Raw genomic sequence first — 14458 nt, forward strand, 5'->3', positions numbered from 1 at the left:
TCTACGTTACATAAGATAACACATGGAAAAGCTGTGCAGCAATGATATCCGCTATCGCGGGAGCGTATTGGAGTAACGGAGTTAACAAAATTGACATGAATAATTCATAATCATAAGATTTGACGGCGTTTGCACCTGTGTCATTCGACATGACAGCATTCATGCTCGTTGTCGGATTTGGGGTTATTTGTGCGGATCATATACCTGACAAAACTTCTTAGGAATCCGCAGAAACAGAACAAAACCGCCAAAGGGATCTGCCGAGAAGCTGACGAATACATACGGACAAGCAAAAGATAAGCATACTTGATCCATGAGACAGGTTGCCCCGATCCGATGACGGTTCCATAAAGGAACGCTGAAGCCATAATGTTTTTATCCAAGAATCAATTTCATAACTTACTAAAGTTATATGAAATTGATTCCCAAAAGACTTCATTCCGGGAGGGAATTAATGATGATTGAAGAAGCAGGAGCAACGACGGAAACGGCCAAGAGCCTGGGCATAGGTGCCAGTACTCTTCGTAAATATGCGGCAGCACTGGAAGAACAGGGATACCGGTTCGAACGGTCCGCCAACAAATCCAGACTATTCAAGTCCGACGACATCGAGTGCATTGAACGTCTGATGACTGAACTCAGAGAGCATAATCTACCCCTGGCTGATGCTGTGGTGACTGTATTGGCTCCAGAAGTACCTGTAGCTGTAGTAGAAGTAGATGTACCAGTGGTGGGAATTGAAGGTCTGTCAGAGACGGAATGTGCAGCGACAGTCATGTCATCCGTATTCCCTGAAGAACCTGAAATAATGGGTAATCTGAGATCCTATGAAGGTCTGGGGCAACTGGTAAGTGAGGTGACTTATGGTGCTGTAGAACAACAGCAGGATGATCGGGTACAGCTGCTGCAACAGCGAGTCGATGAACTGGAGCTGACCCTTCAGCATCTGGCTGATACACATATGGCTCTTCAGGAACAGATGGAAAAACAGCGTCTATGGATGAACGAGAAGCTGGAAGAGGAGCGAGATCGTGAACTCGTAACCAATCTGCGCAGTTTCCAGGGAAGAAAACGCAAACCCAAAGGAGTATCCCTGCGTATGTTGTTTGGGTTCCTGCCCAAGAAGCATAAGGAAGCTTGAATGACAGGCTCTGACTCATCGTGATTTTGCATTATGGGACTGATATAATAAGCTCCATACAACATGAAGACTGGCAACGGACTGCTCAGTATAGATAAAGACTGAGTGGATCTGGAAGCTGGCGTGGGAGGATCTGTGGAGCTGCGACGAAGTTGGCAAAGATTGCTCGGACTATGGACGGATCGTCCTCGGCGGGAAGGCACGACCATTGCTGAGCGTTATACAATACAGGAATTGCTGGGTATGGGGAGCTATGGGCTGACATACCTGTGTACAGATGACCAGAACGGCAGGGAAGTGGCGTTGAAGGAGTCCAAGCCTAGCAAGGGCAGACTCTCTGCGCACCTGTTGGAGCGGGAGGCGGACGTGATGAGACGTCTGCATCATCCGGCGATCCCTGATCTATTGGATGTGTTCACATCCGGGAGACGAAGTTATATCGTTACCGAGTATATTCGTGGACAGACGCTGGAAGATTGCATATTTGAGCAAGGTCTTCGATATACGGAGCGGGAATGTCTGGAATTGGCAGGTCAACTGCTGGCTCCGGTGGCTCATGTGCATGAGCAGGGATATATTCATGGAGATGTGCGGATTCCCAATGTTATTTTACGTGAAGGGGCGGTACATCTGATTGACTTTGGCCTGGCGAGACGCTTGGGGGAGCCGTTGTTGCCGGAGCTGAAGCGACGTATGCGTGAAGTCCCTGAGCCTGAAGATGAACCGGCTACACCGGATCATGATTTGCAGGATATCGGCCACTTTCTTCTCTTTATGCTGTATTCGGCTTATGAGCCAGAGAAGGGCCGCGAACCAGCCAGCTGGCAGGAGGAACTTAAGCTTACGCCGGAATTGCACCAGATGCTGGAGCGACTCCTTGGACTCCGTCCAGGTTATGAGGGTGGGGCGACAGAGTTACAGGCGGAGATTGGGAATGTGTTGCTGAAATTACAATGAAATAAGCTCTGTAGGTGGACCTATATTTGTTATCCGTGACCTCTTCGTATGATCTCTGTAGGGGTCTTTTTCCTTTTCGCTATAAAGAAACAAATAAAGGGGTGTTCTGTTAGCCGTGTGTATGGCTAGCGAACACCCCTTTATTACATATTCAATTATTGTAGCGTCTAATAAGCTGGTGTGATCATTGCTCTTTAAAAGCAGTCGTGTAAGCCGCTTAGCTGGAGCTATATTTTCTGCTTTTGTAATACCCGGAGCCACTACGGCTATCCCGGTATTTCACATCCGAAGAAGAATAGCGCTTGTAGGAACGCTTGCCTGAGGAACTGCTGTGACGTTTATATGAGCGCCTGTCTGAGGAGCTGTAACGTTTGCGGTGAGATGAAGATTTGGAATCGATAAGTTTGCCGATAATCTTTTTGAACATGAGCTTTCACCCTTTCGACTTCAACTGTTTTAAGCATATACGTGGCTAGATCAGAAGGGGTTTCGATTTTTTCATGGATAATTGTGTTCATTGGACAGGAGCTTGGCGTATAATAGGATGTTGCTGATTGCACGGAATTTTTTATTTTGAGCGTTTAGCGTTACAATAGAGGACAGGATAAGATTTTAACGGACAGGAGTAGTTGTTATGATTACATTGAAGACCAAAGAACAGATTGAATATATGAAAAAAGCCGGAGAAATTCTCGCCGCATGCCATAGAGAAATTGCAAAGATGATTCGTCCAGGCGTTACAACACAGGAGATCGACCAGTTTGCAGAAGCTTTTATGAAGAAAAATGGCGCTACACCGGAACAAAAGGGATATAACGGGTACCAATATGCGACATGTGCGTCGGTTAATGATGTGATCTGTCACGGGTTTCCGGGAAAATATGCATTGAAAGACGGCGATATCGTTACAATCGACATGGTCGTTAATCTGAATGGCTGGCTGGCGGATTCGGCTTGGTCATATGCCGTAGGTGAAGTGACTCCGGAAGCACAACATCTGCTGGATGTAACCAAAAACTCTCTGTACAAAGGCATTGAACTTGCCGTGGTGGGCAACCGGATCGGAGATATCTCCAATGCGATTCAAGTGTATGCAGAAGGTGAAGGCCTATCGGTTGTGCGTGAGTTTATCGGACACGGCATCGGTGAGAAGATGCATGAGGAACCACAAGTGCCTCACTACGGTCCGCCTCATCGGGGTCCACGTCTCAAGGAAGGCATGGTTATTACGATCGAACCGATGCTGAATATTGGTACGTTCCGAAGTAAGCTGGATTCAGATGGATGGACTGCTCGTACTATGGATGGAAGTCTGTCTGCCCAGTATGAACATACGATTGCAATTACGGCGGATGGTCCAGTGATTTTGACAGCACAATAATAGCCAAAAGCAGCTACAATGTGACGATATTTGCATATTTCAAGGCGGCCCACGTTTGTGAACCGCCTGTTTCGGTTTAAACTATTAAGAAGTGATAACACAGAGCCAGTGGTAAGTGATCTCAGCTGACAAGGGTTAACCTTGCGTCCACTTGGCAACAAGGAGGTAATTTTGGTGTCTTTAAATAAACAGATCGTACTTGCTTCTCGTCCCGAAGGTGCCCCTTCCAGAGAGAATTTCAACTTCATTGATGCACCTCTTCCTGAACCGGAAGCTGGGCAAGTCCTGGTACGTACATTATATTTGTCGGTTGATCCATACATGCGGGGCCGCATGAAAGATACAAAATCCTATGCTGCACCGTACGCGTTAAATGAAGTGATCAAGGGTGGAGCCATTGGACAGGTTGTGGAATCTTCGGAACCGAATCTGCGCAAAGGTGACCTCGTATCCGGCATGTGGGGCTGGCAGCAATATGCCGCAGTGAACACGGCCGATCTTTCGCTAATTGATACTGAAGAAGCACCAATCACGGCTTACCTCGGTGCGCTGGGCCTGACGGGTCTGACGGCTTATTTTGGTATGGAGGACATCGGCAAACCGAAGGACGGCGAAACAGTCGTTGTATCGGGAGCAGCCGGAGCGGTAGGCATGATTGCAGGTCAGATTGGTAAAATTGTGGGAGCACGCGTGGTTGGTATTGCAGGCTCTGATGAGAAATGCGCTTATTTGAAAGAAAAGCTGGGCTTCGACGTGGTGTTGAACTACAAGAAGGAGCAGGATATGTCAGCGGCCATTGAACGGGCTTGCCCGGATGGTGTAGATGTCTACTTTGACAATGTGGGCGGTGACATCTCGGATGCAGTCTTGCGCCACATCAATCGGAATGCACGTATTCCGTTATGCGGTCAGATCTCGTCCTATAATCTGGAGAAACCGGATATCGGGATGCGACCACAGACATTGCTGCTAACCAATACAGCATTAATGAAAGGTTTCCTGCTGGGTGACTATACGAAATCCTTCAAAGAAGGCCGCGCCAAGTTGGCGAAATGGATCAAGGAAGGTCATATCCAGTATGAAGAAAACATTGTGGAAGGGTTCGAACAGACCCCGGAAGCATTCATGGGTCTTTTCTCGGGAGATAATCTGGGCAAGCAACTGGTTAAGGTTGCAGATCCTGAATAGATATTGAATGGTTTACATGTACAATTAGGTTGAAAATGAAAAGACACGTTCTGCACACCGAGGGTGCAGCAGAACGTGTCTTTTTTATCTGTAAATCTGTGCGTGGTCTATGTAGGGTGACTAGTGTTCGGCGACCAGCACTTCTTTGTAGTGTTTGTACATATATACACGCCAGCGTACAATCATGCCAAAAGCCAGCAGGAAGAACAATCCGCCTGTTTGCGGAATACTTACATATCGCTGAATGACTTCATGCAGGATCAGGCGTACGGCCAGCAATCCAAGCAAGATAAAAGCAAAGCTGCGAGAACGTGTGGCAAAAATTTCTTCACCTACTCGTTCAAACCGTGTACTGCGAATGAGGGGATAGGAGAAGAGGAACCAGCCCACCAGAAACGCAATGAATGCCCAGAGTAGAGGAACATGTGTTGCCGGTACAACAAACATGAGAAATCCTGTGCTCATACCGAGCGGAGGAATAAGGATTTTGCGAATGGTCACCGGTCTATGACTGGCTTTCATGCGGATGAAGATGGCAAGCAGTGCCATGACGAGCATGCCCACGGTTGCTCCGATTTGCAGGTAGTACGGACTGATTTGAGCCACGTAGAACTCCCTCTTTCTGGAATAATATGTTATCCGGAGATCCGGAACCCAGTACGAATTGCCGGAATTTTCAGTTCCTATTATATCACAAACGTAGAAAGCCGATAGAAAGCTTAGTGTATCATATACCCGATATGTATTCACAGGGTGTATTTGAAAATTTTGTATTATTGTGCCCGTTGTAAGGCCGTTTATTCGATTAAGGGGAAATCATGCAATGATTGGACAACAATGGATGTATTTCAAGCTTATCGGCTCACATCATAGAGGGTGGCTTGTGAGTAATACAGATTGGTTAGTACATGTGGTCAGCCTTGTATGTGCAAGTGTACTGGCTTTTTTGCTGGTTATCTACGGTTACATCTTATGGATGAAATATAGCAGTAGGCGCAGGGAAAAGGTTAAGACGGTACTGATGCAGGAATTAATTTCTGAAGATTCGGTGCTGCAGCGGTATCTGGGTCAAGGAGAAGTAAAAGTAGACTTATTGAATATGAGTGGAGATCAACAGATCGTTTTGCAGCAATTGTTATTGCAACGGCTCGCTCAAGGTCCCGCAGAGCATGAGATTTTGCGAATTCGTCTGTTATCTTGGCAAGTCTTTGGAAGCTCATACCGATTGGTTCTGAAGACGGGAAAGTGGAGTGAACGGGTCAACACGTTGTTATATATTGAACAGTTTCATATGATAGAGCTTCTGCCCAGGTTAGAGGATATGCTGCGGGTTACTTCCTGTACGCCGCTTGAACGCTTCATCATATTGCGCATATATGCCAGAACCGGTTATTTCAGAATCGTGAAGGAATTGTTGCGTGAGCAATATGTATGGTCCGATTCGCAGTATCTGCAGATTCTGCTGTTGCTTACCGATTCATCCTGGACTCGTTTGAAGGATCATTTGAAGGATGTACCTTACCAGGTCCAGTCTAATATCGTCCATGCCATTCGTATTCGGGATGACCAGACGGAGGGTGCCGTTGTTCTACTGGAGAAGCTTATTCTTGGAGAGGATGCATTGCTGCGTACCTACGCTTATCAGGCATTGGCTCAAGTGGGCAGAGGGCGTGAAGATTTGCTGAAGAGGCTATTGCTGGTATGGAACGAATCTGGCGAGGAAAGGCAACGCTCTGAAAGACTAACAGTGACCCGGCTTATGGGCACTGTTCATGCGGATGCTTTTATTCCTAGACTGAAGGTAATGATGGGTGATCCTTCTTTTCAGATCAGACAGGAAGCGGCGAACTCCCTTGCCCGGTACGAGCAGGGACTTGAAGAACTCCGGGAAACGGCTGTAAACCATCCGGATAGATATGCAAGGCAGATAGCGAAAGAAACGCTGGAAAGGATGCAGTATGGACGATAGATGGATTGAGATGCTGCGGAGTTTTGTTTTGGCATGTTACGAGGGGATATTTATCTATCTGGTGCTTGCGATTTTGACGTGCAGTGTTCTGGTAGTTGCTGCCGCTCGCACATTGATCCCGAGAAGGGATCTGGACCCGCTGCAATATCACGAGATGTTGGATGAAGAATTGGCTCCGGCGGTATCCCTGCTTGTCCCGATGCGTAATAGTGAGAATACGATCGTACAGCGAATTAATTGTCTGCTGGATATTCAGTATTCACGCTATGAAGTTATTATTATTAATGATGGATCAGAGGATGGAACAATGCCACAGTTAATAGAAACCTATGATCTGATGCCTATTCGGAGTAAAGTTCATTATTCGGGACTCGGCCAGGAGACGGCTCAGATTAAATGTGTCTACCAATCCAGGCTGCATCATCGTCTGATTGTAATCGACAAGGCGTATGGAGGACGAATGGACTCCCTGAATGCAGGCCTGAATATCTCGCAATATCCTTATATCGCCTCTGTTGGACCCTGGACAGTTCTGGAACGGGATGCATTGGTGAAGATTATGAAACCCGTTATGGATGCTCTCCCAGGAGAAGAGGTCGTTGCTTGTAGTGGACGAGTAGATCTCATACCCCCCAGAAATACGAATCATACAGATTTAACGGATAATAGCACACGACTTATGGGCAGTACGTTGTATGTAATGCAGACCATTGAATACGTGCGTGCTTTTTTAATTGGTGGTGTGGGACTTGTTCGTTACAATATTAATGTGCTTTTATTTACGGCCCAAGTATTCGGTGTATTCAAAAAGAACCGGGTGATGGAAGTTGGTGGGTACAAGCGCAATGACCAGGTTGCTCACATGGAACTGGTGATGCGGTTGCAGAAACATATGAAGCGAACTCGGGAACGTGGTCGTATTATATATATTCCCGATCCGATCTGCAGGGTAGAAGTACCCGGTACATGGCGTCAGCTGCGCACACAGCGTACCCGCTGGTATATGCAGCTTGCGAGCAGTCTATGGGCCCAACGGAGCATGATTCTTAATCCAGCCTATGGCTGGATGGGGATGGTATCCATCCCGTATTTTATTCTGATCGAATTGCTGGGACCTGTGATGGAACTGGGAGCGATTTTGCTGTTCATCTCAGGCATAGGGCTACAGTTGGTGGATATCAACCTATGCATCATTCTCGCTCTGCTGCTGACGCTCTATGGTTCACTGTTGTCCGCAGGTATGGTAATGTTCGAAGTATGGTGTTCACGCAAAGCGTACACGTCCAGAGAGGTGACGCGTCTGTTATTGTATGCTTGTTCGGAGACGTTCTGGTTCAGACCGCTGAACAATATATTCCGTATGTTTGGCATTTTGCAGGCTGTGGGATTGAGAAAGGAAAAGGAGAAGGAGAAGGAGATCAGGAATGGATTGGGGTAATCTAACGGTAATCCTGGTAACACCTTGGAACAGAGCAAGGAGGAATACGCTTCATGAAAAAAAGTTACAGGCCAGCCACGATGTGGACGTTGGCTTGTTTTACAGTGGTATCGGTGGTGCTGGTTGTCCCCTGGATTATGTGGCAATCTCAGGCCCCGGTTCCCCTGAACATCATGATTATTGACAAGAGCAGACCGGACTTGTCCTATCAGGGGCACAAGGGGTTGGTCTGGCTTTTGAATCAACAGAAGATTGTACAGCACACAGGGGAATACTACTCGTATGAAGAGGATTATTACGGCTATGATCTTCAGAACGGGCCTCCCCGGATGAAACAACTGCTGCCTGATGAGGTGACAGATACGGATCTGATCTATCTGACGGCAAATCGCAGTAGTCTGTCTGCACAGAAGAGTGAAGGGAAACAAGGTGGTATCTATGAAGGATTAACGATATATGATGTGCAAAAGATCCGCGAGGCTGCGTATAAAGGGGTAACGATTGTCGCCGAATACAGTGCATTGGCAAATACGGCTTCGAAGATGACCAAGGAGCAACTGTATCCCATTTTGGGAGTGAACAGCAGTGGATGGCAAGGGAAATCGGTATCTAATCTGCAAAGTATAGATGAAGTACCCCGCTGGGTTAGGGCGCACTATGAGCAGCAGGAGAAGAAGAAATGGTCTTATCACGGAGCGGGTATGCTGCTGATCCATATGGATGGACAGGTCATGGTACTGGAGAAAGGCCCGGATGTGAAGACAGGCAATATACAGATTGCATTTACACCGGAAGGCAGCGATTGGAGCGGTATAACCCAGGATATACATTACAATGGCTGGTTCGATATCATTGTGCCGCAACAGAAGAATTCCATACTGGCCTGGTATAAGACGGACCTGACGGAGACAGGCGAGCAGAAGCTGGTGGATGCAGGAATTCCGGCGGAATTTGCTGCACTTGTCCGATATGACGACTATAATCGGTCGTATTACATGGCAGGGTCCTTTGGAGAGATGAAGCATTATTCCTTCTGGCGCCGAATCCGGGGATGGGAGGTCGTCAGGTCCAAGCTTACGCCAGATCAGAAAGATATTCCGGACATGTTCTACTGGAAGGTGTACGTGCCAGTGATGAAGCATATTCTGAATGAAGTGCAGGATGGAAGGCAGCAATGGCCATAGATAGGCTATCGAGAACCGTTTCGATGGAAAGAGGGAAGCCAAAGTCCATTCCACCTTGCGAGAGGAACGGGAGATGTACATATTAGATAAGTGCGTCGTTGTGAGTGGCAAAAGTGTGGTTGAGAGACAGGGCGTATCAAGTAAGCATCGGATGGCCAAGTGAAATGGGACTGGGACTGGGGAGATCGAATACGTTCCAGAATCTTACCACCATGAACAATGGGAGTTGTAGCTAGATCCGAAACAAGAATTATCCCACTGGGGCGTACATGTAGTGTAATCATATTAAATGATTCGTATTAGGACACGTATTAAAACAAGTACTAAAGTGTGTATCACGACCAGAGTAAGCTTCGTATCTAGAATCGCAACAATGTGTGCACTGAACTGTAGCGTGATCAAACATGTACCACTATGTGCATTACGAGCAAGGTAAGCTCCGTATCTAGAATCGTCCCAATGTGTGGACTGGACTATAGCGTGATCTATACATGAATAGTAATAAAACATGTACTACCATGTGCATTACGAGCAAGGTAAGATCCTTGTCTAGTCATGTACCCGCATCCGCATGATCAATACAATTTGGAGCATGAACACTCCGTATTTAGAGACCATAACACAATGTGTGTCTGGACTTATGCGCCAATATGATGAGTGGACGAGTGTCTATGGCATCGTGATCTGAAGCACCGTACGTAGCACATTCTAACGAACTCAGCACATCTTATTGGGCCTAATTTGGTACGGTGGTAAATGTAACGAATCACAGACACGTTAAATGACGGAATATACTCGTTATTCCTGTCCCGCAGCCAGTTTTCTGCGAAATAGGACGTGTGGAGTTCGTTAGTTGTTGTTATTCGCTCTAATTGCCGTTATAGCGTGTCCTCGGTTCGTTAGATTATGGTCAGAGGGCACCGATCATGGCATCACGCAACCGAGGCGCTCTTTTCTTCTATATTAAATGAAATTGTAAAGAAAGAAATTATAAAGAAGACAAGCCGACGAAAGATGAATTCAAAGTGGATGTTAATGTGTTAAAAGTCATCGGCGCAACTATAACATTATTACTGTCAAAATCTATCTATGGGATGTACCCAGTACACGACAACGTAAAAAAGGACTGCAGCGGATCTGCAGTCCTGTTTCATGATGCAATGCGTGCGTACTAATTTTCTTGAAGATGCCGGAGTCCGTGCAGGAATGCGGATACGGTCAGACGCAGACTTTCGTCCGGATCAAAGTTCATGCCGAAGCCGCCCTGTGCCTCAATGGAGGCAAATCCATGGCAGAGGCTGCGCAAACCACGAACGGCGTGCAATGCTTCCGCTTCGGTGAGCGGGTAGGGCTGCAAGCTGTGCAGCAGCAACTCCAGCGTAGCTGTGCTGGCCGCGGCGAGCTGGGGCTCCTCGCGATCCGGGGCATGAAATGAGGCTTCGTACAGCCCGGGATGCTCGCGGACGAAGCCAATGTATGCCGCAGCGATGGCCTGAATGGCATCATCGCCAGTGCGGTCAGCGATAGCCGCGGTTAATGCGTGGCTAAGCTGTTGCACGGACATCAGCGCCATTTCCTGGCGAAGCCCGGGAAGCCCGCTGATGTGGTTGTAGAGCGACGGTGAGCGCACATCCAGCCGCTGTGCCAACGCGGCGAGTGTCAGCGCCTGAAAGCCGTCGCTGTCAGCAAGCTGGGCGGCGGCGCTGAGCAGAGCGCCGCGATCCAGCCCTTGCCGGGGGCTCATAGTTGCCCCCCGGCAAGATCAAACCGCTGCTGTGCATCAGCGGTTGCCGCGCGCATGGCGGCCGCGGGCTGGCGCAGCATCCGTCCGTGGCCTACAGCCAGCACGGACGGTTCCAGCTCCGCCAGGCGCTTCGCGCTGGCAAGGGCCGCTTCGCGGTTCCACGTCGCCAGCGCGGGGAACGGGAAGAGCGGGCGCATGCGGCCGGATACGGCAAGGCCGCCTTGCAGCTGGTACGCGTCGCCAGCGATGAGCACGCGGCTGCGCGTATCCATGAAGGACATATGCCCCGGCGTATGTCCTGGTGAGGCAACGGCGACCAGTGAACCAATCTGGTCACCGTCATCCAGCAAGTGGTTTGGCTGGGTGCGCACCGCTTTGGGCTTAGGCACGCCGCCGCGTACCGGGGTTTGTGGCTCACCGGGAAGAAGGGAAGTATCACCCGCCAATAGCCGGGCATCCCGTCTCGAGATGAAGACCTCGGATTGGGGCAGTGCCTCTTTGAGACGATCCAATGCACCAATATGGTCGCTATGCGCGTGAGTCAGAATGATCTTGGTAATGGGTTTCCCAAGGGACTGGGCAGTTGCCAAAATCCCCTTAAGACTGACCGGTATTCCGGCATCAATCAGGGTTAATCCATCTTCCTCTTCAACCAGGTATACGTTCACAGGGAAGAGTCTTGGAAAAAACGTAACTTGAACGACATCAAATTCTCGGGTAATACGCATCGTTAAACCCTCCTTAAAACTAATGGTATTAGTATAATAACTAATAGGATTAGTTTTAGCAATACCTGTTGTTCATTTTATTCGAATAAAAAAAATTTTAAATAATGATGCACTTTACAAAAAAAGCGTTTTCAAATTGAAGATTACCGATTATAATAATCACGTAAGCCCTTTCATATGTCTATCTTATTGGAGCCCTTCGCGTAGCGAAAGGCTCACTTTTTTGTTCTTTTTTGGATTAAAATGAAGACGGGTGTTAATCCTAGCTTAATTGTGTTGATGAGCTGTAAGTATTGGTATAACAGGAAAAATCACGTTTGATCTCCATCCTGGACGAAAGTTGACAAACATAACTGTTATTCATATAATGACAGTTATACTTACCTTGGGTTGGAGTTCATCGGTGTTGTAAGCCGGGAAGGAGTAAGTTATGAACAGCGAATTTACCATAGCGGTGCATTGTCTTGTTTTTCTGTCGATGAGAGATGAGTGTATGGCCAATAGTGAAGATTTGTCCCAGAGTGTGGGTACACACCCGGCCAGAGTCCGTAAGGTACTTAGTGTTCTGCGCAAGCATGGTTACCTGACGACCAAGGAAGGTGCTCATGGTGGGTACATGCTTAGCCGTCCAAGTGAAGAGATCAAGCTGGGAGAATTGTACAGACTGGTAGCTGGTGGTTCACTCGGTCCCAGCTGGTGCTCAGGGGAGTCCGGTTCATCGTGCGTGGTATCTTCCAATATGCAGGATGTGATGGGGAACATTTATAATGGTGGCGAAGAGGCGCTCAGCGCTTATTTTGATCGTATATCCATTCAGGATGTGAAAGAACGCATAGGTCATGGGGAAACGTTGAACTTATCGCTGAAGGGATTATCTGCAAAGGAGAAGTCCTGACGGAGTCCACAACGAATGGTCCTCCATGAATATGGTCTTGGTTTAGTCAGGCATGGTGGACAAGTTACGGCATGGGCGTATGCTCCGGTGAAAGATCCATTGATGTTCTCAAGCGATTCCGGGCATAACCTGAACACAGATGAGGAGAAATCGTCTGCGCTGATGTTATTTTCGGAAGGAAAATCCCTGGTAGAGTAAACTTCGAGATCACCTTGCGAAAGTAAAAGAAGTATAAACAAATTAGATTCTGGGGAGTGGAACACATGTCAGGCATTGAAAAAAATGAAACACTTCGCGTTATTAGCGAACGCCATGCTGTCAAAAAGTACGAAAAAGGGTTTGAATTGCCTGAAGCTGATCTCAATGCGATTCTGACAGCAGCTGCGGAAGCACCATCTTCATGGAACCTGCAACACTGGAGATTCCTCGTAATTGAATCCGAAGCAGACAAAGCGAAATTGCTGCCAGTTGCTTACGGTCAAAGTCAGATCGTGGAAAGTTCGGTTACGATTGCTGTTCTCGGAGATTTGGAAGCAAACCGTAACACCGTAATCTACGATCAAGCTGTTGAAGCAGGCGCACTGACTGCTGAGGTTCGTGACGCATTGGTTGGACAGATCAACGGTGCTTACCAAAGCCCGCAAATCGCTCGCGATGAAGCGATCCGCAATGCATCTTTTGCTTCCCAAAATATTATGCTTGCTGCACGCTCCCTGGGTTACGATACATGTCCAATCGGTGGATATAATCCACAAAAACTGATCGAAACATTTAACATTCCTGCACGATTTGTGCCAACGTTGTTGATTACTGTAGGTAAAGCTGCACAGCCAGCTCGCCCGTCAGGACGTTTGCCGTTGTCTGAAGTTGTTGTTAAAGGTTCTTTCTAAGTTAGAAAGTTAAATCTGATGATTGCATCAGTGATATAGGTATAATACAAACGGCCGCACTTTCCTGATGAGGGAAGGTGCGGCCGTTTGGCATATTGGAGTTTGTGCGGAAAAGGCCATTCATTGGGACGGATTAACCACTCAAGTGAGTTCTTAGCTTCCACCAAGGAAATATTACTTCTCAGGTGTTTCCGGGATTTGTGGTGCATGGAACGATTCCATGTACTCGATTGCGTTATACACCATCACTGCTGCTTCGGCGCGAGTAATCGTTTGTTTGGGATTGAAGTTTCCGTCGGCATCCAGTTCATTGATTTTGAGAACGAGTGAACGCTGAATGGCACCTTGATACTCTGGCGTAAGCTCCTGTTCGTCGGTAATATCCACAGGTTTGATATTAATCATCGGCAGACCGCCTTTGGCCTCGATGCCTTGCATCAGGAACAGTGTGAATTGTTCACGAGTAAGCGGTTTGGACGGATCGATATCCTGTGACATCTGAATGCCATTATATTGTGCGCGGATAAATGCATCACTATACCATACGCCATCTTTTACATGAGAGAAGTGGTCACTTGGCAGCGGCATTTTGATAAAACGAATCGTGTCCAGATTCAGATTCAGTCCGTCCGCAATCAGTTGAATGCCCTGAGCGGTATTTAACTCCAGTTCAGGTTTGAACAAGCTGTCGCTCACACCTTTGATGAATCCATCTTTATGGAGGGATTCAATTTTGTCTGCTCCTGCGATACCTTGAATATCCGTGAATTGGGCCTGCGCAGCGTTGATCGGGCCTGCACTTAGAGACAGCGTGAGCAGAGCTCCCGCAGTTAATGTAGCCAGTATATTTTTTTTCATGATAGGTTCGCCTCACTTTTCCAGGGATGATCCCTTTATATAAAAGTTATTTGCCCCTATAGACGACCCTTCTGTTCAAAAGGTT

At 47.6% G+C, this 14458-nt stretch carries 14 protein-coding genes; 10 read left to right on the forward strand and 4 right to left on the reverse strand.

Features of this window, described 5'->3' with window-relative positions; genetic code table 11:
- The first annotated feature begins 454 nt into the window (after window positions 1–454).
- The 4 genes from MKY44_RS02575 (at window position 455) to MKY44_RS02590 (ending at window position 4667) form a co-directional block, all read left to right on the forward strand.
- The gene (locus tag MKY44_RS02575; protein WP_074093267.1) at window positions 455–1141 is read left to right on the forward strand and encodes a hypothetical protein; all 687 of its coding nucleotides are present in this window, start codon (window positions 455–457) and stop codon (window positions 1139–1141) included.
- A gap of 135 nt (window positions 1142–1276) precedes the next feature.
- Window positions 1277–2098 (forward strand): serine/threonine protein kinase, encoded by an 822-nt coding sequence (locus MKY44_RS02580; RefSeq protein WP_341005927.1) that lies wholly within the window; start codon window positions 1277–1279, stop codon window positions 2096–2098.
- Window positions 2099–2732: 634 nt separating this feature from the next.
- Window positions 2733–3479, forward strand: a complete 747-nt coding sequence (gene map, locus MKY44_RS02585) for a type I methionyl aminopeptidase (protein WP_341005928.1) — start codon at window positions 2733–2735, stop codon at window positions 3477–3479.
- 174 nt (window positions 3480–3653) lie between these two features.
- Window positions 3654–4667 carry an NADP-dependent oxidoreductase gene (locus MKY44_RS02590; protein ID WP_341005929.1) on the forward strand — a complete coding sequence of 338 codons (1014 nt, stop codon included), beginning with the start codon at window positions 3654–3656 and terminating at the stop codon, window positions 4665–4667.
- Between the two features lie 120 nt (window positions 4668–4787).
- Here the strand turns inward: MKY44_RS02590 and MKY44_RS02595 are convergent, their stop codons facing one another.
- Window positions 4788–5273, reverse strand: coding sequence for a CcdC family protein (locus tag MKY44_RS02595; protein WP_179088578.1), 486 nt, complete (start codon window positions 5271–5273; stop codon window positions 4788–4790).
- A gap of 217 nt (window positions 5274–5490) precedes the next feature.
- Between MKY44_RS02595 and MKY44_RS02600 the strand changes: the two genes are divergently transcribed.
- Genes MKY44_RS02600 through MKY44_RS02610 form a run of 3 tightly spaced genes read left to right on the forward strand, consistent with a single transcriptional unit; the run spans window position 5491 to window position 9258 of the window.
- Window positions 5491–6636, forward strand: coding sequence for a HEAT repeat domain-containing protein (locus MKY44_RS02600; RefSeq protein WP_341005930.1), 1146 nt, complete (start codon window positions 5491–5493; stop codon window positions 6634–6636).
- Window positions 6626–8074, forward strand: a complete 1449-nt coding sequence (locus MKY44_RS02605; protein ID WP_341005931.1) for a glycosyltransferase family 2 protein — start codon at window positions 6626–6628, stop codon at window positions 8072–8074. The genes MKY44_RS02600 and MKY44_RS02605 overlap by 11 nt, the downstream gene beginning before the upstream one ends.
- Before the next feature lie 53 nt (window positions 8075–8127).
- The gene (locus MKY44_RS02610) at window positions 8128–9258 is read left to right on the forward strand and encodes a hypothetical protein (protein WP_341005932.1); all 1131 of its coding nucleotides are present in this window, start codon (window positions 8128–8130) and stop codon (window positions 9256–9258) included.
- Between the two features lie 1171 nt (window positions 9259–10429).
- Here the strand turns inward: MKY44_RS02610 and MKY44_RS02615 are convergent.
- Together MKY44_RS02615 and MKY44_RS02620 are read right to left on the reverse strand one after the other, a co-directional pair.
- Window positions 10430–11002 carry a TetR/AcrR family transcriptional regulator gene (locus MKY44_RS02615; RefSeq protein WP_341005933.1) on the reverse strand — a complete coding sequence of 191 codons (573 nt, stop codon included), beginning with the start codon at window positions 11000–11002 and terminating at the stop codon, window positions 10430–10432.
- Complete coding sequence (locus tag MKY44_RS02620) at window positions 10999–11730, reverse strand: MBL fold metallo-hydrolase (RefSeq protein WP_341005934.1); 732 nt, start codon at window positions 11728–11730, stop codon at window positions 10999–11001. Before MKY44_RS02620 ends, MKY44_RS02615 begins: the two co-directional genes overlap by 4 nt.
- Before the next feature lie 430 nt (window positions 11731–12160).
- Between MKY44_RS02620 and MKY44_RS02625 the strand changes: the two genes are divergently transcribed.
- From MKY44_RS02625 to MKY44_RS02635, 3 genes are all read left to right on the forward strand, one after another.
- Complete coding sequence (locus MKY44_RS02625; protein WP_341005935.1) at window positions 12161–12625, forward strand: RrF2 family transcriptional regulator; 465 nt, start codon at window positions 12161–12163, stop codon at window positions 12623–12625.
- 15 nt (window positions 12626–12640) lie between these two features.
- Window positions 12641–12823, forward strand: a complete 183-nt coding sequence (locus tag MKY44_RS02630; RefSeq protein ID WP_341005936.1) for a hypothetical protein — start codon at window positions 12641–12643, stop codon at window positions 12821–12823.
- Between the two features lie 65 nt (window positions 12824–12888).
- On the forward strand, window positions 12889–13515 hold the full coding sequence (locus MKY44_RS02635) for a nitroreductase family protein (RefSeq protein WP_076215923.1): 627 nt from the start codon (window positions 12889–12891) through the stop codon (window positions 13513–13515).
- Between the two features lie 174 nt (window positions 13516–13689).
- Here MKY44_RS02635 and MKY44_RS02640 read toward each other — a convergent pair whose 3' ends face one another.
- Window positions 13690–14373, reverse strand: a complete 684-nt coding sequence (locus MKY44_RS02640; RefSeq protein ID WP_341005937.1) for an S-layer homology domain-containing protein — start codon at window positions 14371–14373, stop codon at window positions 13690–13692.
- Window positions 14374–14458 lie beyond the last annotated feature (85 nt).

It is taken from the genome of Paenibacillus sp. FSL R7-0026 (assembly GCF_038004485.1).
Taxonomy (GTDB): Bacteria; Bacillota; Bacilli; order Paenibacillales; family Paenibacillaceae; genus Paenibacillus; species Paenibacillus xylanexedens_A.